This is a genomic window from Vasconcelosia minhoensis LEGE 07310, from assembly GCF_015207255.1.
Lineage (GTDB): Bacteria > Cyanobacteriota > Cyanobacteriia > Phormidesmidales > Phormidesmidaceae > Vasconcelosia > Vasconcelosia minhoensis.
Genome location: NZ_JADEXG010000085.1, coordinates 1 through 17,005 on the forward strand (window position 1 = coordinate 1; position 17,005 = coordinate 17,005).

A 17,005-nucleotide genomic window follows, 5' to 3' on the forward strand; every position below is an offset into this window, starting at 1 on the left:
CTTCTGGAGACGCTTTTGGGGGAGCTTCTGGGGGAGCTTCTGGGGGAGCGGGGCGCACCGTTTTAGGCGGCTGCGCACCGGTCGGCGGCGCCGGGGGAGGTCTTTTGGGAGGAACGTTCGATGGGCCAGAGGGCGCTTCGGGCGGGTCTTCGGGCTTAGTCACCTCTAGCAACACCCGAATCTTGCGCTTAAAGACCTGCTCAAAGGCCGCTTCGACGTTGGGAATACGCTCCTGGGCCAGCTTCAGCAGCGGCTGGGAGCGAAAGCCAACCCGAGCTCCAACGCCGTCAAAGCCGAGCAGCTGTCCCTGCTGAGACATCAGCATCCGCGTCCCGGGCGGCTGGACTGACGCCAGAATTTTTAGCCAGATGTCGCTGAGGCTGCTTGCCGCTGGCGAAACCTCGGGGGGCGGTTCAGCCGGCGGTGGTGTAGCCTGGTGAGGGGCCTCAGGCGGTTTGTCTTTAGGCGGTTTATCTTCAGGTTTGGCGGGCGAGTTGGCCGAAGCGGACGGCGGCTCTGATGACTGGTCCGAGCGCGGCTCTGACGATTGGCTGGGAGCTGGGGTAGCGATTGTTTTTGGCTGAGGCAGCTGGGGCGCGGGCTTAGCCGTGGGTATTGGAGCAGCTGGAGCCGAGGCGCTGGCGTTGAGCCCTGAGGGCAGCAGGCCCATTAGCGCAATCTCCAGCCACAGCCGGGGTTGTGAGGCGTTTTTGACCTGAGCTTCGGCTGCTCGCAGGTGTTGCTGACCATGCAGCAGCTGCGGTAATGGGAGAGCTTGAACGAATTCACCCATAGCGGCCCAGGTGGGCGGCGTAATAGCCACCAGGTCAGCCCGAGCGCGGGCCGTTTTGGCGATCGCTAAATCTCGGTAAAAGCCTGCCAGGCTCTGAAGTACAATCAGCGGTTCGCGGCCCCGGTCGATTAAATGACGGGCCTGGTCGAGCGTAGCGATGCTGTCGTCTGCCGCGATCGCCTGGGCCAGCGCTAGCAGGTCGCGCTCGGGCACCGCCCCCACCAGCTCCCAGATATGCTCGGAGGTAATCGTCTCATCCAGCAGACTGAGCTGGTCGAGCAGGCTCTCGGCATCGCGCAGGCCGCCCTGGGCGATCTGGGCTACCAGCTGCACCGCGGCTGGCTCGATTTGGATCTGTTCTTGGGCCGCGATCGCGCTCAGGTGAGCCGTCATATCGGCCAGCGGAATTCGCCGAAAGTCAAACCGCTGACAGCGAGAAATAATCGTCGGCAGCACCCGCTGCGGATCCGTCGTCGCCAGCACGAACACCACTCGCTCCGGCGGCTCTTCCAACGTCTTAAGCAGCGCATTGAAAGCTGCCGTGCTTAACATATGACACTCGTCAATAACGTAAACCTTATAGCGGCATTCAACTGGCGCAAACTGGGTTCTTTCAATCAGGTCGCGGATGTTGTCAACGCCGGTGTTGCTAGCGGCGTCGATTTCGATCACGTCGAGCGATGCGCCCCGGATAATTGACTGGCAGACGCTGCAATGGCCACAGGGTTCAGGACTGGGGCTGGGATGGTTCAGGCAGTTAAGGGACTTGGCTAAGATTCGGGCGCTAGAGGTTTTGCCGGTGCCGCGCGGGCCGCAGAACAGGTAGGCCGGGGCGATGCGACTCTGCCGCAGGGCGCTGGAGAGGGTGGTCGCGATCGCGTTTTGTCCCACCAGCTGAGCAAAGGTCTGGGGACGATATTTCTGATGCAGCGGTTCGTAGCCCATGATTACTACGATACTCTTTAAGCCAGGAGAATGTGGCGGCGGAAGGGCGCGATTTTGTCCATAGCTAGGTCCTATCCAATTGGGTTCAGGCTTCCCTAGACCTTCCCGATTTGGCCTTAAATTTGAGAGCGATGCGACACAGAAGCGATGAATTCCCTAACATCAGCTCCCTTAGACCGCTATGCAGACGCTTTGAAAACGGTAGAAACGGCTGAACAGCCGCAACCAGAAGCCGTCCTCGCCCTGCTGCTGGCCCTCGACGAGCTCCAGGTAGAACTCGCAACTGGCCAGCTGCCGCAGGCCCATTTGCTCCAGGTAGTTGAGCTGGATGAGCGGCTGCGGGGACAGCGCGATCGCGTCGCCCAGGCCCTACCGCTAGCCGACTGGCGCACCAGCCTCAACATTGCCGACTCAGCCTGGTGGTGGCAGCTCGAACCGCCCCCCCATCGGCTGGATCGGTTCGACTGGGTCTGGAATGCACTGACGGTCACTTCTCTAACCGCCTCCGCTAGCCTGGTGGTCGAGATTAGCTCCAAATTTCTGGTTGTTACCCCTGGCCTCCTGGGCTCCGTGGCCGTCGTCGGGCAGATTGCTCAGACTCACCGCGACTGGCAGTAACTCGGCTGAGATGGGCGAGCTAGCCGAAGCTGAGCTAGAGCTGCAGCGGGCAATTGGTCTCGATCCTGACAATGCCAACGCCCACTATCAGCTCGGCCAGGTCTACAGCCAGATTCAGCATCCCGAAGAGGCCCTGGCTCAGTACCAGATTGCCGCTCAGCAAGGAAATCCCAACGCGGCGGCGGCGCTGGCAGGTCTCTACGTTGAGCAAGGTAACGATGCCCAGGCGGCGGCCCAGGCGATCCACACCCTGGCCGAGCTGCCCGAAACCGCCGAAACGAGATCGCTGCGCTACCAGCTCTACCTCCATTTGGGCGAAGCCCGCCTGAATCAGGGGCGCTTTAATCAGGCTTTGGAAAGCTTGCAAATCGCGGCTCGCTTGGCCCAAGAGCTGGCCCAGTCTGACGCCAACTCTGGTCAGGCAACAGCTCCCGCCGCCGCCCCGTTCTGCCTGCTGGCGGAAACGTTAGAACAGCAGCAGCAGCGACAGGCCGCCCGCAGCTTTTGGCAGCGCTGCCTGAACTACGCCAATCAGAGTGACCCGGAGGAGGATCGCTGGATCGGGACTGCAATGGAGCAGCTAGAGGGCGAGTGAGCTAGGCTTAGCGGCCAAGGTGAACCAGCTCCAAGCGATCGCGAAATTGGGCAGACAGCGTTTCGGCAGCGCTACCGCCGTTTAGGGCAACTTCTAGCCAGCCATGGCTGCCGATCAGCGCGACGAGCTGGCCGCTGGCAACTTCCCCGTAGGTCTGGCGGAGGGGAATAGTCTGACCCTTGAGCAAAACGCCCCAGTTTGCAGCTGGTTCAGGCAGGGCGGACTGAGAAATATTGGAAATCAGATTGCCAAAGCCGTCTATATATTGGATGGAACCGGTGATGCCCTCAGCCTGGATTGAATAGGCGGGCAGGTCAACGGTCACTAAGCTGTTGGAATCGATCGTGCTACCCAACTTCTGAATCGGGACGCCGCTGGCCAGGTGGGCCGCCGCCGGGGCGAAAATGTCTCGCCCGTGAAACGTCCGACTTGGAGTTGGGGTGCGCCAGTAATCGGAATTATTCAGCTCAACCGCCGCGATCGCGCTTTCCTGCTGGAGCACGCCGCTGAAAATACCATTATCCGGCCCGACCAGAAAGCCCTGGGACAGCTCGACGGCCACGGCGCGTCGAGCTGTCCCCACACCGGGATCGACAACGACTAGATGCACCGTCCCCTGGGGACAATAAGCATAGGCTGCCAGCAGATTAAACCGGGCCGCCGGGATGTCCTGCGGGGGGATGTTGTGATTCAGATCGACTGTCCGAAGGTGGGGATCAATCTGCGCGATCGCGCCCTTCATCACCCCGACGTAGCAATCCCGCAGGCCAAAGTCGGTCAGCAGCGTAATCATCGCCCTACCGTACCCACTAGCTCAGCTGAGCCAGGGCGCGGTCAACCACTTCCAGCGCCTGATCCACCTCAGAGGGAGCCACAATCAGCGGCGGCACAAACCGCACCACCTTCGGCCCGGCAGGCACCAGCAGCAGCCCTTCAGCCATCGCGGCTTTAACGATTTCAATCGAAGTCAGCTCGGTGTCCTCCCGCAGCACCAGGCCGTTGATCAGTCCCCAGCCGCGAGCACCAGTCAGCAGAGCGGAATATTTCTGTGCGATCGCCCTGAGCCCGGTGCGCAGCTGCTGCCCCCGAGCCCGCACATTCTCCAGCAGGTGGGCCTGCTCCAGGGTTTGACAAACCCGTAGGGCCACACCGCAGACGAAGGGATTGCCGCCAAAGGTGCTGGCGTGGTCGCCGGGGCCGAGCACGTCGCAGTGCCGTTTGCAGAGCATCGCCCCAATCGGCACGCCGCCGCCCAGTCCCTTGGCCAGGGTAAAGATATCCGGCTCTGCGCCCAGAGTCTCATGGCCCCAGAGGTTGCCGGTGCGGCCCATGCCCACCTGCACTTCGTCAAAAATCAGCAGAATGCCCTTTTCATCACAGAGCTGTCGCAGCCGCTTGAAGTAGATGGGATTACCTGGGCGCACGCCGCCTTCGCCCTGGAGCGGCTCTAGCAAAATCGCAGCTACCCGGCGCTGGTCGGCGTCTAGGGTCGAGATCGCCTCCTCCATCGCCGCCAAATCGTTGTAGGGCACGTAGTGAAAGCCGGGCATCAGCGGGTTAAAGTCTTTCTGATATTTGGGCTGCCCGGTAGCCGTCACCGTCGCCAGCGTCCGCCCGTGGAAGCTGGCCTGGGCCGTGATCACCACCGGTTCCTGGATTCCCAGCTGCTGATGGGCATATTTTCGGGCCAGCTTCAGCGCCCCCTCGTTAGCTTCGGCCCCCGAATTGCAGAAAAATACCCGGTCAGCGGAGGAATGCTCGGTCAGCCATTGGGCCAGCGCCCCCTGCTCGGGAATGTAGTACAGGTTGGAAACATGGTGCAGCTTCTGAATCTGCTGGCTGACGGCATCGACCATCACCGGATGGGCGTGGCCCAGGGTGCAGGTGGCAATCCCGGCGACAAAGTCCAGATACTCCCGACCCTGAATATCCCAAACCCGGCAGCCGCGCCCCTTTTCCAGCGCGATCGGAAACCGCCCATAGGTGGTCATCACATGCTGGTCAAAAACCTCCGGCTGAAAGACCGCTACCGCTGGGGCCGCAGGGGCCGGTGATGTTTGGACCGGTGACTGTTGGGACAGTAGGGTTTCTGGACTCACAAAAATTTCCTCGTGCGAATGGATTCGCTGACCGTCTGGCTATAGCTTGTCTTCCAGTGTAATCCGATTCCAAGGCGCTCCTTAGACCGACAACGTTGGCAAATGATGACATCGCGGCGACCTCAGCCAATCCCTAAGCCAACCCGTTCAAGCCAAACGGATCGGCCCGGCGTTACTCGTTCATGCATTTACATAAGTTAATATAATTTGTAAACATATTGTTTCAATTTGCTTATAGTGATGAAATCGAATCAATACCTACCCGTCCTCTTGACGATGCTCGTTGGCATATTTGCCGTTTTTCTGATTGCGTTTAGAGCCAGTCAGGCTTCCGAATCGCCAGCGGTGAGCTACGTGATCAAAGAAACGCCCCAGCCAGGCCTAGTCTATGTCGAGCCTCGCTTTTCCGAGCACATTCAGCTGGATCGAGGAAAGTACTTCAAATCCTTTGATACGGAAGGGCTGCTGTCTGCCATTGAGGAAATCGCAGAGACCTACCAGGTTGAGAAGGCTCAGCTCCATGCCCGCCGCGTAGACGGCAATGACGTGCCCGGGCTGTTTGTTTTTGTTTCTGAAAAGGCAGGAGAAGCGATTAGTCAATGACGAATCCCAGAACGATTTGGCTGGTACGCCATGGCAACCGGCAGGATTTTGTCGATCCCCAGTGGCGAGAAACGGCAGAGCGCCCCCACGATCCGGGCCTTTCGCCAGACGGATTGGTCCAAGCACAGGAAGTCGCCCGGCGAATTGCCCAGGAGCCGATCGACCATGTTTTTGCTTCACCCTATCTGCGCACGATCCAGACCGCCCATCTGATTGCCGAAACCCTGGGTCTACCGATTAAGCTAGAGCACGGGATCAGTGAATATCTCAACCCGCGATGGTTTTCACAGCAGCCAGAGCTGCTGCCGCTGGAAGACTTGACGCCCCAGTTTCCCAAGCTAGATGCAGCCTATCAGTCGCGACGGTTTGCCCAGTTCCCAGAAACTGATCCCGACGCCATGGCCCGGGCTGGCGAGACGGCCCGACATCTGGCCGCAGAATTTGATGGAAATTTACTGTTTATCGGCCATGGCGCATCTGTGCTCGGCGCGACGCGGGGTCTGCTCCAGCATGAGATCGACTTTTCGGTGCCGCTGTGCTCGCTGGTCAAGCTGGTGCAGCAGGACGGCGGCTGGGAAGCAGAGCTGATAGCCGATATCAGTCACCTCAGCCAGTCAGAAGCCGAGGTGCGGCTGAATTGATCTAGGCATATTAACCTGCCCAATTAAACCGCTGGGCAATCGCTGGCGCAGCTCACGCTGAAACAGAGCGGCTGCGAGTCGGTCTGGTCGAAGGTAACTTCCAGAGCGTAGGGCTGGTCAGGCTGGGGATTGGTCCAAACCAGGTCGAGACAGCCGGGCTGCGATCGCAACGCCTGCTGCTCAACGGTGTCATCCCATAGCCGCAGGCGACCGCCCGCTGGCAGATTAGCCTGGATATGGAGCTGTTTAGCCTGAGCTTTATCAATGGCTACAAGCTGGAGCAGGCCCAGGGTCGTCAGCCATTCTCGCTCTAGACGAGGCCGCTGGGCAGAAACGGACAGCGTCAGCGCCGCCATCATTTCCTGAGCAGCGAGCATTGAAAGTGCGATCTGCTGCTCGCGGGTCGCCGCCGCATATCCACCCACGCCGTCTATGAGTTTCTGAATAGCGGCATCCTGAACACCCACCTCAGACCGGTAGGCCGGCACCAGCGCCATCTTAGCGATCGGCTCCAGGAGCGACGCCTGTTCGGGAAACAGCCCTTCCACAGCACGAACAAGCCTGATCCCCTGCTTCAGCGGCGTCTGCGATAGCGTCTGGCAGCGCTCTAGGAGAGATGCTAACAGCGCGTCTGGCAGCAGGCTGGCCGTTCTAAACCGGCTAATTTGGGCAGTCCAAACTGGTTCGTGAACCAGTGCGCTGGCTGCAGGGAGCTGTTCGGGGTACTCCTTCATCTCAGTTTCCCAGGAAAATAGGGGCAACCGATTTTTGTATTCCTGCCGAAATTTTTGCCTGAGTAAGGCTTGAAAACGAGCTTGCACGGTGGCTATATCTCCAAAATTGAGCGACTGAGTCGCTTTGAAAACGGGTTTCTCCAGCTGATAGGAAAAACGAGGGGGGACAATCGGAGTAAGCAGCGGCAGATATTTCTCCGAAAGCGTAGAGCTATCTCTAATTCCAGATATTTTTTTAGATCCTTTTTTTGAACCGCGATCGCGGTTCCGGATCGCGATCGTCAGCAGAGAAAAAAAGGTTCGTAGCCTCCGTAAAAGCCTTTGAAAAATGTTCTGGTTGCGGTATGTCCTACTACTATTCATCGTTCAAGTCCTCAGTCCGGACAAATTCAAAGATTGCGAATTTCCCAGGCCTGCTCTAACAGCTTAGACCACTGCTTCTTAAGCTGAGTCGGACTGAGATCTAATGCTTCTAGAATAGCCGTATTAGACTCACCTTGGTGCTTAAGCTGTAAAAGTTTGGATTGCTTGCCCGTGAGCTTTTCCTGAAGATCGTTCCACTGCTGGGTTGTCAGGCCCAGGCTATTGTCTAAATCTGCTCCCAACCATTCATGCACTAGCTCCCAATGGTAGGAAAAAGCAAATTTTAGCAGATGGTATTTGAACCGCTGCTGTAAATAGTCGCGTTCGCGGGCAGACAGCCCTAAGATGGCCTCAATCTCGTGCGTAGGCAAATCCATTAGCCGCAGCGTAAAGTAGTCAGCACAGGCAGTCTGATCCTTTTCTCTCAAATAGGCTATCAGCTCCTCCACTACCCGGTAGCGCAGCGAATCTCCGGTTTCCTCTGACTGAGAGCCAATTTGCTCTCGCAGTCGCTTCATCAGAGCGGCCTGCCAGCTCTGCTCGACCTCGTCGCTGCTGCCGACCTCTGCTGCCTGCTCAATATCAACCGCCGTCTCAGGTGGCTGCTGCTTCGCAAACGTCTGCGCCCGCAGGATAATCAGCTGCTGACTGCGCCGCCCCGGCAGCGGAATCCGGCGCTTACCGTAGCGTTCAGCGAAGGCCATGTATTCAGCTAGTTCTAAGGCAGTACGGGGCTGATAGTCGGCGGCAACCGCGCATTCCCGCCGAAAGGCGTTCATGCTTTCAGCGTAAAAATTCTGTAAAAAATCTTCGATCAGCAGCAGCCGGGCCTGGTAGCTCGACTGCACCTGGGGTGGCGTAATATACCGGTAGACGATGGCGCTCAGGGTGCTGTGTAGCTCTAGCCTGCCCCGCTTAGAGCCCAGCCGGTAGTAGCGCAGGCACTGCGTGAGCCGATGCTGACCCAGGTTCAAAGCCCAGCTCTCGACTTCGCCAGACGCTTGGATTCGCTGACTTTCAGTACAAATTCGGACCGCTTCCTGGCTCAGGCGACCTGCAACCTCCCGGCAGTTCTGTTCAGACGCCTGAACTGCCTGCCTGAGATCTTGCAAAAGTCGTTGGAAAAGCGCTTCCACAATGTTAACTAAAGATTAAGATAAACTACCCTGATCGACGTTGACGCGCTAAAGGTAAGCTACTTCCCTAAGATATGGGGTTAGAGCACCGCTGATAGCACAGACCTGAACCCGTTTAATTTCAGGTCGCTCTAATCTAGAAGGATAGACAGATTGCGGGAGGTTCTAAACAATTGCCAGCAATATTTACGGAAGTATTAGATTTTTTAAGCACGATCGTGTAGTACCTCAAACATTTTCTCAGTAGATTTTCGGGGCAGTCGCACCGTAGAAGCATTTTGACGGCTATCCTGAAATACTGCTATCCCTATATCAAGACAGGTCCTATTAAGAACCCGCGCGATGAATATCGACCAGCAGATCCAGACTTTGGTTAACGATGCTCCCGACCCGGTGGCAAAGCAGGCAGTGCAGGCAGTCGCGCCGATGATTAAAGCGATCGCGGAGCGGCTCAAGCAGCTTGAATATTACATCCTACAGGCACAGCAGCAGGGTTGGCTGACCACCACGCTCAGCAGTCGGCAGCAGCCCGAAACCTCGAAGCGGGTAATCTACGCCTTTCCCACCCTGCAGGCCGCTGCTGAGGGACAGGCCGCTTTCGCCGATCCCAACCTGATGGCGCTGCCCCACCCGGTCGCCCATATCCTATTTCAAATGCTTTCGATGCAGCCGGTAGACAGCGTTATTTTTCTAGAGCCAAACGCCAGAGGCCAGGGCATCGAAATTCGCCGCTCAGATTTGAAAATGCTGTTTCGCAACCAGCTCCAGCAGCTAAAGCGGCCTTCAGTGCCCCCAGATATCGCCTAGTCCGGCTGAGCTTCCGTTCTGGTCTAGAAGCGGGTAAACTAGGCCCCATTTCGCTCTCGCGATAGAGCCTGCCTGATACCGACGAAAGAGGCCAGTGGGCAAAAAATTTCTTAAGGTAAGTTGATTAATATCTTTTGAAGGAATTTATATGGCTTCCCAATCAGACGCATCCAATCCCCAGCAAAATATCAAAAAAGGCGCCGAGCCTGGCAAGGGCTCGGCGGGCGACCAGTGGGCCGTGCAGACGGCAGAAGCGGTCGGGCCAGCTATCAACCCACCCGATACCGACCCGATGCCCGGCGGCGACGTTGAGGACAACAAGCGAGATATTCAGGCGGCTAAAGAAAGCGAAAGCAATACCGATCTGGATACCACCGAAGGCTATACGGTTGACGCGTCCAATCGCATGGACAACTTTGCTGTAGAACCTGAGATGTATGTCGAAGGCGCAGGAAAGTAGGCCTGATACTGGGGGGCAGCTGCCCTCAGGGCCTCAGAACAGAAAATAGCGCTGGGCCATTGGCAGCACTGCGGCCGGTTCGCAGGTCAGCAGGTCGCCGTCGGCTCGGACCTCATAGGTCTCTGGATCGACCTCCATTTGGGGCAGATAGGTATTCAGCTTCATGTCTGACTTGTTTAGCTGCCGGGTGTTGCTGACGGCCATGGTCGGGGTTTGCAGCCTAGCGTACTCGCCGACCCCGGCCTCCATCGCAGCCTGAGAAACAAAGGTGATCGACGTAGCCGCGATCGCGCCGCCAAAGCTGCCAAACATAGGCCGCATGTAGGTGGGCTGCGGCGTCGGAATGCTGGCGTTGGGGTCGCCCATTTGCGCCCAGGCAATCAGCCCGCCCTTAATGACAATTTCTGGCTTGACGCCGAAAAACGCTGGCTTCCACAGACACAGGTCGGCCAGCTTTCCTTCTTCTACCGAACCCACCTGCTCAGCGATGCCGTGGGCAATAGCTGGGTTGATCGTGTACTTGGCGATATAGCGCTTCGCTCGAAAATTATCATTGCGCTCGGAATCTTCCGGCAGCGGGCCGCGCTGCGTCTTCATTTTATGCGCGGTCTGCCAGGTCCGAATGACCACTTCCCCCACCCGGCCCATCGCCTGGGAGTCGGAGGCGATCATGCTAAACGCGCCCAGGTCGTGCAGGATGTCTTCGGCGGCAATGGTCTCCCGCCGAATCCGCGACTCGGCGAAGGCAACATCTTCGGGAATGCCAGGGCTGAGGTGATGGCAGACCATCAGCATGTCGAGGTGCTCATCGAGCGTGTTGCGAGTGTAGGGCCGGGTGGGATTAGTGGAGGAGGGCAGCACGTTCGCCACGCCACAGACTTTGATGATATCCGGCGCGTGACCGCCGCCCGCGCCTTCGGTATGGTAGGTATGAATCACTCGGTCTTTGAAGGCAGCGATCGTATTTTCGACAAAGCCCGCCTCGTTCAGCGTGTCGGTATGGATTGCGACCTGAACATCGTAGTCATCGGCCACGCTGAGGCAGGTGTCAATCGCCGCGGGCGTTGTGCCCCAGTCTTCATGCAGCTTCAGCCCCATTGCTCCGGCCACCACTTGCTCGGCCAGCCCCTCGGGCCGGGCGCTATTGCCCTTACCCAGCAGGCCCCAGTTAATCGGAAAGGCATCGGCGGCCTGGAGCATCCGATGGATGTTCCACTGCCCCGGCGTGCAGGTAGTGGCGTTAGTTCCCGTCGCCGGGCCGGTACCGCCGCCCAGCATCGTGGTGACGCCAGACGCGATCGCGGTCTCAATCTGCTGCGGGCAGATCATGTGGATGTGGGAGTCGATGCCACCCGCGGTCAGGATCATGCCCTCCCCGGCCACGGCTTCGGTAGCGGGACCAATAATAATGTCTACGCTGTCTTGAACATAGGGGTTACCTGCCTTGCCGATTTTAACGATGCGGCCATCTTTAATCCCAATATCGGCTTTGACGATGCCCCACCAGTCTAGAATCAGCGCATTGGTAATCACCATGTCCACCGCGCCCGCCTCGCGGGAAATGGGCGACTGCCCCATGCCGTCGCGGATCACTTTACCGCCGCCAAACTTCACCTCATCGCCGTAGGGCGTAAAGTCTCGCTCCACTTCGATGACCAGGTCGGTATCGGCGAGACGAACGCGATCGCCCACGGTTGGTCCATAGGTTTCAGCATAGGCTCGACGATCCATGCGGTAGCTCATGGGGCAGTCTCCGGTTAAATGTACTAGTCAGTTAGATTACGCCAAATCCACCCTCGCCGACGTGACTGGCCGTACATTTTCCTGGAGCCCGTCTGCTTGGGAGCCCATGCAAAGCGCCTCCTGCCCAAAGACAGGAGGCGCTTAAATTAGATACGATTTAGTCAGCTTGGCGTACTAATCAGCTGTAATTGATACTTACATCAAGCCCCAGAAGTGCAGTACACCCTGGCCAGTGAAGTATTCAGTCGCCAATGCAGCGATAAAGCCGATCATCGCCAGCCGACCATTCCAAAGCTCGGCAAAAGGCGTAAAGCCAAAGCTAGGCTGTGGATTCAGATAGTCCGCTTCGGTGATGACGGGATTGGGTTGAACAGTGGGCTTGGTTTGAGTAGTGTTAGGCATAGTCTGTAATTCCTATTGAGCGTCGGCAATCTTTCTTAACCTTCACTCAAAGCATAATCGATGAACCTTCTATGTACTTCTGTCAAGAGGTGCACTTCCTTCAAGCGGACTCTCTGCCCATAGGAGTAACACTTCTTAATAAACAGCCAATTCCCTGTGGCTTAAAGATACAATCCGCTAGAAGTTCAGCCAGCCATGACTTGAGAGGATTTCTGCAACCAGCGCTACGACAAAGCCCACCATTGCCAGCCGACCGTTCCAGAGCTCCGCGTAGGGGGTAAACCCCAGCTGGGGCTTGGGACGATAGTAATCAGAGACCGATATTCCCAGCGTCTTGTCTGGAGCCTCTGAGCTAGGAGACAGGTCTTGTTCGGTAAGATTTTCCATAGGATAGTTCCGCAATCGACGCGCAGAATGGTGGGCTGACGGGATGAAAGAGGTCTTTACATATAGGCCTTTCAACCAGTGTATATCAAAAATTAAAGAATTGTATCAATTGTTATCATTTACTCTCATATAGCGACAGCTTCTCTAGCGTCAGCCCTTCCTGAAGCGTCGGGTTGGCGCTCTGCCTACTCTCTTTCGGCTATTTTCTTTGTTGGCTACTTTTTGAGACCCAGCTGTTTTTGAATCTGCCTGAGCGACTGCAATAGTTCGGGCAGGCGGCGGCGCAGGGCCGAATATTTGAGATAGTCCTGATGGGCCAGCGCCGGCATTCCCGATACGATTTCACCTGCCGCCACCCGACCGTGAACGCCGGTTTTGGAAGTCGCGATCGCGCCTTCTCCCATTTCCGTCTGATTCGCCAGGCCCACCTGTCCCGCTAGAATCACCCGGCGGCCCAGGGTAACGCCGCCTGCTAACCCGACCTGGCCTGCCATTACCACCGCTTCGCCAATCTGACAGCCGTGACCCACGTGCACCAAATTATCAATTTTGCTATTGCGCCCTACCCAGGTTTCGCCCACCGCTGGCCGGTCGATGGCCGTATTGCAGCCCACCTCGACGCCGTCTTCTAGCACGGTACGGCCAGACTGGTGCATTTTCTCCCAGCCCTCGGCGGTGGGCACAAAGCCAAAGCCCTCCGAGCCGATCGCTGCGCCGCTGTGAATCACGCAGTCGGCCCCAATCTGGGCTCGCTCGTGAATCGCACAGTTCGCGTGAAGGATTGTCCGTGCCCCAATCTGAGCCTCGGGGTAAATCACGACATTGGGATGGATGCAGACGCGATCGCCAATCCGCACGTCGGCCTGAATCACGACATGCGCTCCAATGCTGACCTGCTGGCCGAGCTGAGTCGTGGGATGAATGACAGCGCTGGGATGGATTCCGGGCGGCGGCTGAAAGGGCTGGTAGAAAAGCGCGATCGCCCGGGCAAAGGCCAGCCGCGGATCGCGAGCACTGAGCCAGGCCAAGCCCCGCTGCTCTGCCGCAGCCTGAAGCGCTGAGTCCGTCGGTAGAATTAGCGCGCTGGCGGCGGTCGTCTCAATATATTTGGCGAATTTCGCTCCCTCGACGTAGCTCAGAGTGCCCGCTGAAGCCTCCTGCACTGCGGCCATACCGCTAATTTCTGGATCGCGATCGGCAGCTGCCACCAGACTAGACTGCTCCGGTTCTATCTTTTGGACAATATTGCTGAACTTCATACTCACTTCCTCGTCTTCCCTTAGTACGACCCTTGAGCCACCAAAAATGCCGCCGATTCGATGTGCGCCGTCTGCGGAAATAGGTCAGCGGGCTGCACCCGCGTCAGCCGATAGCTATCCTGACAGAGCTGCTTCAGGTCCCGCGCCAGCGTTGCCGGATTGCAGCTGACATAGACAATCCGCTTTGGCCGGAGGGCGAGCAGGGCGTCTAATACCACGGGGTCGCAGCCCTTGCGCGGCGGATCGAGCACTACCAGGTCGGGAATCTTGCCTAGTTTGTCAGACATTTTAGGCAGCCACTCGGCCACGTCCCCAGTGAGAAATTCCACATTTTCAATCTGGTTAATCGCCGCGTTTTGCTCGGCCTGAGCGACCGATTCCGCATGGGATTCTAGCCCGATACAGCGCCTGGCTTGCTGGGCCAGCGGCAGGGTCAGCGTGCCAATGCCGCAGTAGGCATCCACGATCGTTTCCTGCCCGCTGAGCGCTAGCTCCGCTTGTATCGCCTGGAGCAGCTGCTCAGCCTGGGCCGTATTGACTTGAAAAAACGTAGCCGGTTGGATCTGGAAGCGCAGACCGGCGAATTCCTCTTCTAGGTCAGCCTGCCCGGCGACACACTGGGTCTCGGGTCCCCAAATCCGATTGGTCTGCTTCCAGTTCAGGTTAATCAGCACGCCGACCAGATTGGGGTAGCGATCCAGCCAGGCCTGCGCCTGCACTTCAATATTGTCAAGCTTGAGACTGCGGCTGACCAGCGTCAGCAGAATCTGGCCCGTCCGCCGGCCAATCCGCAGCGACAGATAGCGCAGATGACCGCGGCGCGTGGCCTCGTCGTAGATTTTCCAGCCCTGAGCCTGAATATCCTGCTTGACTTCGGCCAGCAGCGGGTCGAGCCGACTGTCCTGCACCGGGCACTGGTTGAGGTTGACCAGCCGATGCGAGCCCTTGCGGTAGTAACCCGCTTTTAGCGTGCCTGCCTGAGTTAGCGCTAGGGGATAGGTCGCCTTGTTGCGATAGCCCAGCGGCTCTGCCGCCGCCAAAACCGGGTCGACCGCAACCTGCTCAAAGCCGCCAATTCGAGTCAGGGCATCGACCACCTGCTGATGCTTGGCCGAGAGCTGGGCCGGGTAGGCTACCGCCTGCCACTGACAGCCGCCGCATTTATCGGCCACAATGCAGGCGGGTCTGACGCGATCGGGGGAGGCGGTGATGATGCCAACCGATTTGCCAAAGCTGTAGGTTGGTTTTACCCGCATCAGCTGCACCCGGACGCGATCGCCGGGCACCGTATTGGGCACAAAGACGACCCGATCTTCCCAGCGGCCAACGCCTTCGCCGCCGCTGCCGAGATCGGTGATTGCCAGTTCGATAATATCGCCCTGCCGCCAGGCGGGCGCTGAGGTAAGGGGCATTGACATGGGTTTCTCCGATACTTCGAGGCTATAGGTCTACTCAGGCTGCGTCTGGCTTTTACGGTTGTCTTCTGCGGTTGGATAGACAGGATAAGGCGGCGCTAACCCAGTATGCCGTATCTGGATGGTGACTCGTTATCGTCTATGGGGGCAGTTAGACCCGGATTTCAAACCGGCATTCAAAATGGATGGGTCGGATTGTAAAATCTCTTAAAACAATGCTCAGCCGGGCGACGGCAGAAGGCTATTATCGGTAAGAAGCAGAAATTGCAGAGAAAATTAGGGTTAGCACCTTTCCCTGTCGGCCCCCATAGCCGCTAAACTGTCAGTAAATTGATAAGTTACCGTCTTTACAAATAAACTATGTCTGTTGTCAGCCAAGTAATTCTCAACGCAGATGACGAGCTGCGCTATCCGACTAGCGGCGAGCTCAAGGGTATTGAAGACTTTTTGAAGACTGGCATTCAGCGGATGCGGATTGCTGAAACGCTGTCAGAAAATGAGAAAAAAATTGTCGATCAGGCCAGCAAGGAGCTCTGGCAGCGCCGACCCGACTTTATTGCTCCCGGCGGCAATGCCTACGGCCAGCGAGAGCGATCGCTCTGTATTCGTGACTACGGCTGGTACCTGAGGCTGATTACTTACGGCGTCATTGCCGGTGACAAAGATCCGATCGAGCGAATCGGTCTAGTCGGCGTGCGAGAGATGTACAACGCCCTGGATGTGCCTGTCCCCGGTATGGCAGAAGCAATTCGCTGCCTCAAGGAAGCCTCTTTGAATCTGCTGACTGAGGAAGACGCGCCCGCTGCCGCGCCCTACTTTGACTACATTATTCAGGCCATGTCTTAGCCGCAGCTCAGGTGGGCCTGGGTGTGAGCCGGGTATTTGCGATCGCGCATTCTGAAAGGAGCCTGAAGCATCGGGCTCCTTTCCCATGTCAGCCCTTTCTTTAACTTCTATTAGATCTCCTTGGGTCTTGCGTAAGATCAGTACATTTGTATAGTATTTAAGTCAGGTGTTAAAATTCCGTCTCAGGAACGATCTGGGGAGTGATTCATGGTTTCAGCGCGCCTTTCGTCCCAGCCGTGCCAGCTTGGTAAAGTCGTCAAGTCTACCTCTCACTGCGACTATGTTGTTCAGCTCGACACCCGCCACGACGTAGACCAGCCCCCCGGCACCGAAGATTACGGCTTCGGCCAGTTCGTCCGGCTGGCGGATAGCGAAAGGCACTGGGCCGTTGGGATTATCTACAATTCTCAGCTGTTTAACTCAGCTTTCCTAAACAGCGGACCCCGGCTAACGACGACGCCAGACCCGATCTTTACACCCGACCTAATTCAGGACACGCTGACGCTGCTCAGCGTTGTACTTGTCGGCAGTCTACGGCAGTCAGGGGGCAAAGCCTTTGGCCAGCACGGCATCCCTAGAGTAGTCGTGCCAGTGAATACACCGGTCTACCCCATGACTCAGACCGAAATACACCGCTTCCATCACAGCGCGGAGGAGCGGCCTCAGTTTTGCTATTACAGCCATCTGCTGCACAGCGGCGGCAGCTTTGCCGCCGCTCTCACCCAGCAGGTTCTAACCGAGCTAATTGACAGTGGCCTTTTCCCAGAAGCAGATCAGCGAGCGCTTCAGGTGCTCTGCAAAGAGCTCTCCTGGAAGAGCACTATGGGTTTAATGCGGTAGCCTCTTTGGCGATCAAAGCGATTCGGGTCAACCGGCGAAGGCCAATTGGAATCCTAAGCAAATTGTAAAGAAATTTGACAAATGGGCGAATTCTCCGTAAAATGTAGACAGTTCGAAACATTTTTGAGCACAGCCATTATATTTTTTGAGTTCAAACTTCGAACTAATTTGTACCTAACAACGGATTCATAGATTATGACAACGACACTACAGCAGCGCAGCAGCGCTTCACTGTGGGAGCAGTTTTGTCAGTGGGTCACAAGCACCGAGAACCGCCTGTATGTAGGCTGGTTCGGCGTGCTGATGATCCCGACCTTGC

At 57.3% G+C, this 17,005-nt stretch carries 18 protein-coding genes and 1 pseudogene; 9 read left to right on the forward strand and 10 right to left on the reverse strand.

Translation table 11 applies throughout. The features are described 5' to 3' along the window. Positions 1 to 1,738 (reverse strand): DNA polymerase III subunit gamma/tau (locus tag IQ241_RS22945; protein WP_193911748.1); only part of this gene is annotated, 1,738 nt, incomplete at its 3' end. 147 nt (positions 1,739 to 1,885) lie between these two features. Between IQ241_RS22945 and IQ241_RS22950 the strand changes: the two genes are divergently transcribed. Together IQ241_RS22950 and IQ241_RS22955 are read left to right on the forward strand one after the other, a co-directional pair. Beyond that, complete coding sequence (locus IQ241_RS22950) at positions 1,886 to 2,356, forward strand: hypothetical protein (protein WP_193911750.1); 471 nt, start codon at positions 1,886 to 1,888, stop codon at positions 2,354 to 2,356. After that, positions 2,328 to 2,951 carry a tetratricopeptide repeat protein gene (locus IQ241_RS22955; protein WP_193911752.1) on the forward strand — a complete coding sequence of 208 codons (624 nt, stop codon included), beginning with the start codon at positions 2,328 to 2,330 and terminating at the stop codon, positions 2,949 to 2,951. Before IQ241_RS22950 ends, IQ241_RS22955 begins: the two co-directional genes overlap by 29 nt. 7 nt (positions 2,952 to 2,958) lie before the next feature. Here the strand turns inward: IQ241_RS22955 and IQ241_RS22960 are convergent, their stop codons facing one another. Together IQ241_RS22960 and IQ241_RS22965 are read right to left on the reverse strand one after the other, a co-directional pair. Further along, positions 2,959 to 3,744 (reverse strand): SAM hydrolase/SAM-dependent halogenase family protein, encoded by a 786-nt coding sequence (locus tag IQ241_RS22960; RefSeq protein WP_193911754.1) that lies wholly within the window; start codon positions 3,742 to 3,744, stop codon positions 2,959 to 2,961. 16 nt (positions 3,745 to 3,760) lie between these two features. Then, positions 3,761 to 5,050 (reverse strand): aspartate aminotransferase family protein, encoded by a 1,290-nt coding sequence (locus IQ241_RS22965; protein WP_193911756.1) that lies wholly within the window; start codon positions 5,048 to 5,050, stop codon positions 3,761 to 3,763. Between the two features lie 240 nt (positions 5,051 to 5,290). Here IQ241_RS22965 and IQ241_RS22970 point away from each other — a divergent pair, with 240 nt between their 5' ends. Next, positions 5,291 to 5,653 (forward strand): hypothetical protein, encoded by a 363-nt coding sequence (locus IQ241_RS22970; protein WP_193911758.1) that lies wholly within the window; start codon positions 5,291 to 5,293, stop codon positions 5,651 to 5,653. Further along, entirely contained in the window at positions 5,650 to 6,294 is a 645-nt protein-coding gene (locus tag IQ241_RS22975) for a histidine phosphatase family protein (protein ID WP_193911760.1), read from the forward strand. The genes IQ241_RS22970 and IQ241_RS22975 overlap by 4 nt, the downstream gene beginning before the upstream one ends. A 23-nt stretch (positions 6,295 to 6,317) precedes the next feature. Here IQ241_RS22975 and IQ241_RS22980 read toward each other — a convergent pair whose 3' ends face one another. Beyond that, the gene (locus IQ241_RS22980) at positions 6,318 to 7,115 is read right to left on the reverse strand and encodes a hypothetical protein (RefSeq protein WP_193911762.1); all 798 of its coding nucleotides are present in this window, start codon (positions 7,113 to 7,115) and stop codon (positions 6,318 to 6,320) included. 302 nt (positions 7,116 to 7,417) lie between these two features. Then, positions 7,418 to 8,527 (reverse strand): heterocyst differentiation protein HetZ, encoded by a 1,110-nt coding sequence (hetZ, locus tag IQ241_RS22985; protein WP_193911764.1) that lies wholly within the window; start codon positions 8,525 to 8,527, stop codon positions 7,418 to 7,420. 342 nt (positions 8,528 to 8,869) lie between these two features. On the opposite strand from hetZ, the gene IQ241_RS22990 reads away from it, so the two are divergent. Together IQ241_RS22990 and IQ241_RS22995 are read left to right on the forward strand one after the other, a co-directional pair. Beyond that, positions 8,870 to 9,334, forward strand: a complete 465-nt coding sequence (locus IQ241_RS22990; RefSeq protein WP_193911766.1) for a hypothetical protein — start codon at positions 8,870 to 8,872, stop codon at positions 9,332 to 9,334. A gap of 148 nt (positions 9,335 to 9,482) precedes the next feature. Further along, positions 9,483 to 9,794 (forward strand): hypothetical protein, encoded by a 312-nt coding sequence (locus IQ241_RS22995; RefSeq protein ID WP_193911768.1) that lies wholly within the window; start codon positions 9,483 to 9,485, stop codon positions 9,792 to 9,794. A gap of 33 nt (positions 9,795 to 9,827) precedes the next feature. Here IQ241_RS22995 and ureC read toward each other — a convergent pair whose 3' ends face one another. The 5 genes from ureC to rlmD form a co-directional block, all read right to left on the reverse strand. Next, positions 9,828 to 11,537 (reverse strand): urease subunit alpha, encoded by a 1,710-nt coding sequence (gene ureC / locus IQ241_RS23000; protein WP_193911770.1) that lies wholly within the window; start codon positions 11,535 to 11,537, stop codon positions 9,828 to 9,830. Between the two features lie 195 nt (positions 11,538 to 11,732). Then, a complete protein-coding gene (locus IQ241_RS23005; RefSeq protein WP_193911772.1) occupies positions 11,733 to 11,939 on the reverse strand; it encodes a chlorophyll a/b-binding protein in 207 nt (68 codons plus the stop codon). Between the two features lie 177 nt (positions 11,940 to 12,116). Further along, complete coding sequence (locus IQ241_RS23010) at positions 12,117 to 12,326, reverse strand: chlorophyll a/b-binding protein (RefSeq protein WP_193911774.1); 210 nt, start codon at positions 12,324 to 12,326, stop codon at positions 12,117 to 12,119. A 215-nt stretch (positions 12,327 to 12,541) separates the two neighbouring features. Beyond that, on the reverse strand, positions 12,542 to 13,585 hold the full coding sequence (lpxD, locus tag IQ241_RS23015) for a UDP-3-O-(3-hydroxymyristoyl)glucosamine N-acyltransferase (protein ID WP_193911776.1): 1,044 nt from the start codon (positions 13,583 to 13,585) through the stop codon (positions 12,542 to 12,544). A gap of 20 nt (positions 13,586 to 13,605) precedes the next feature. After that, a complete protein-coding gene (rlmD, locus tag IQ241_RS23020) occupies positions 13,606 to 15,003 on the reverse strand; it encodes a 23S rRNA (uracil(1939)-C(5))-methyltransferase RlmD (protein ID WP_228022003.1) in 1,398 nt (465 codons plus the stop codon). A gap of 357 nt (positions 15,004 to 15,360) precedes the next feature. On the opposite strand from rlmD, the gene IQ241_RS23025 reads away from it, so the two are divergent. The 3 genes and pseudogenes from IQ241_RS23025 to IQ241_RS23035 form a co-directional block, all read left to right on the forward strand. Beyond that, a complete protein-coding gene (locus IQ241_RS23025; protein ID WP_193911778.1) occupies positions 15,361 to 15,846 on the forward strand; it encodes an allophycocyanin subunit alpha-B in 486 nt (161 codons plus the stop codon). A gap of 207 nt (positions 15,847 to 16,053) precedes the next feature. Then, positions 16,054 to 16,686, forward strand: a complete 633-nt coding sequence (locus IQ241_RS23030; protein WP_193911780.1) for a hypothetical protein — start codon at positions 16,054 to 16,056, stop codon at positions 16,684 to 16,686. A 195-nt stretch (positions 16,687 to 16,881) separates the two neighbouring features. Further along, positions 16,882 to 17,005 (forward strand): annotated as a pseudogene (locus tag IQ241_RS23035) (photosystem II q(b) protein); the annotation flags it as partial.

Bases quoted from the DNA above. Each gene is read 5' to 3' on its own strand.
- IQ241_RS22960 (WP_193911754.1), bottom strand. From the start codon at position 3,744: ATGATTACGCTGCTGACCGACTTTGGCCTGCGGGATTGCTACGTCGGG.
- IQ241_RS23025 (WP_193911778.1), top strand. From the start codon at position 15,361: ATGTCTGTTGTCAGCCAAGTAATTCTCAACGCAGATGACGAGCTGCGC.
- IQ241_RS22995 (WP_193911768.1), top strand. From the start codon at position 9,483: ATGGCTTCCCAATCAGACGCATCCAATCCCCAGCAAAATATCAAAAAA.
- IQ241_RS23030 (WP_193911780.1), top strand. From the start codon at position 16,054: ATGGTTTCAGCGCGCCTTTCGTCCCAGCCGTGCCAGCTTGGTAAAGTC.
- IQ241_RS22975 (WP_193911760.1), top strand. From the start codon at position 5,650: ATGACGAATCCCAGAACGATTTGGCTGGTACGCCATGGCAACCGGCAG.
- IQ241_RS22970 (WP_193911758.1), top strand. From the start codon at position 5,291: ATGAAATCGAATCAATACCTACCCGTCCTCTTGACGATGCTCGTTGGC.
- IQ241_RS22950 (WP_193911750.1), top strand. From the start codon at position 1,886: ATGAATTCCCTAACATCAGCTCCCTTAGACCGCTATGCAGACGCTTTG.
- IQ241_RS23005 (WP_193911772.1), bottom strand. From the start codon at position 11,939: ATGCCTAACACTACTCAAACCAAGCCCACTGTTCAACCCAATCCCGTC.
- IQ241_RS22990 (WP_193911766.1), top strand. From the start codon at position 8,870: ATGAATATCGACCAGCAGATCCAGACTTTGGTTAACGATGCTCCCGAC.
- ureC (WP_193911770.1), bottom strand. From the start codon at position 11,537: ATGAGCTACCGCATGGATCGTCGAGCCTATGCTGAAACCTATGGACCA.
- IQ241_RS23010 (WP_193911774.1), bottom strand. From the start codon at position 12,326: ATGGAAAATCTTACCGAACAAGACCTGTCTCCTAGCTCAGAGGCTCCA.
- rlmD (WP_228022003.1), bottom strand. From the start codon at position 15,003: ATGTCAATGCCCCTTACCTCAGCGCCCGCCTGGCGGCAGGGCGATATT.
- lpxD (WP_193911776.1), bottom strand. From the start codon at position 13,585: ATGAAGTTCAGCAATATTGTCCAAAAGATAGAACCGGAGCAGTCTAGT.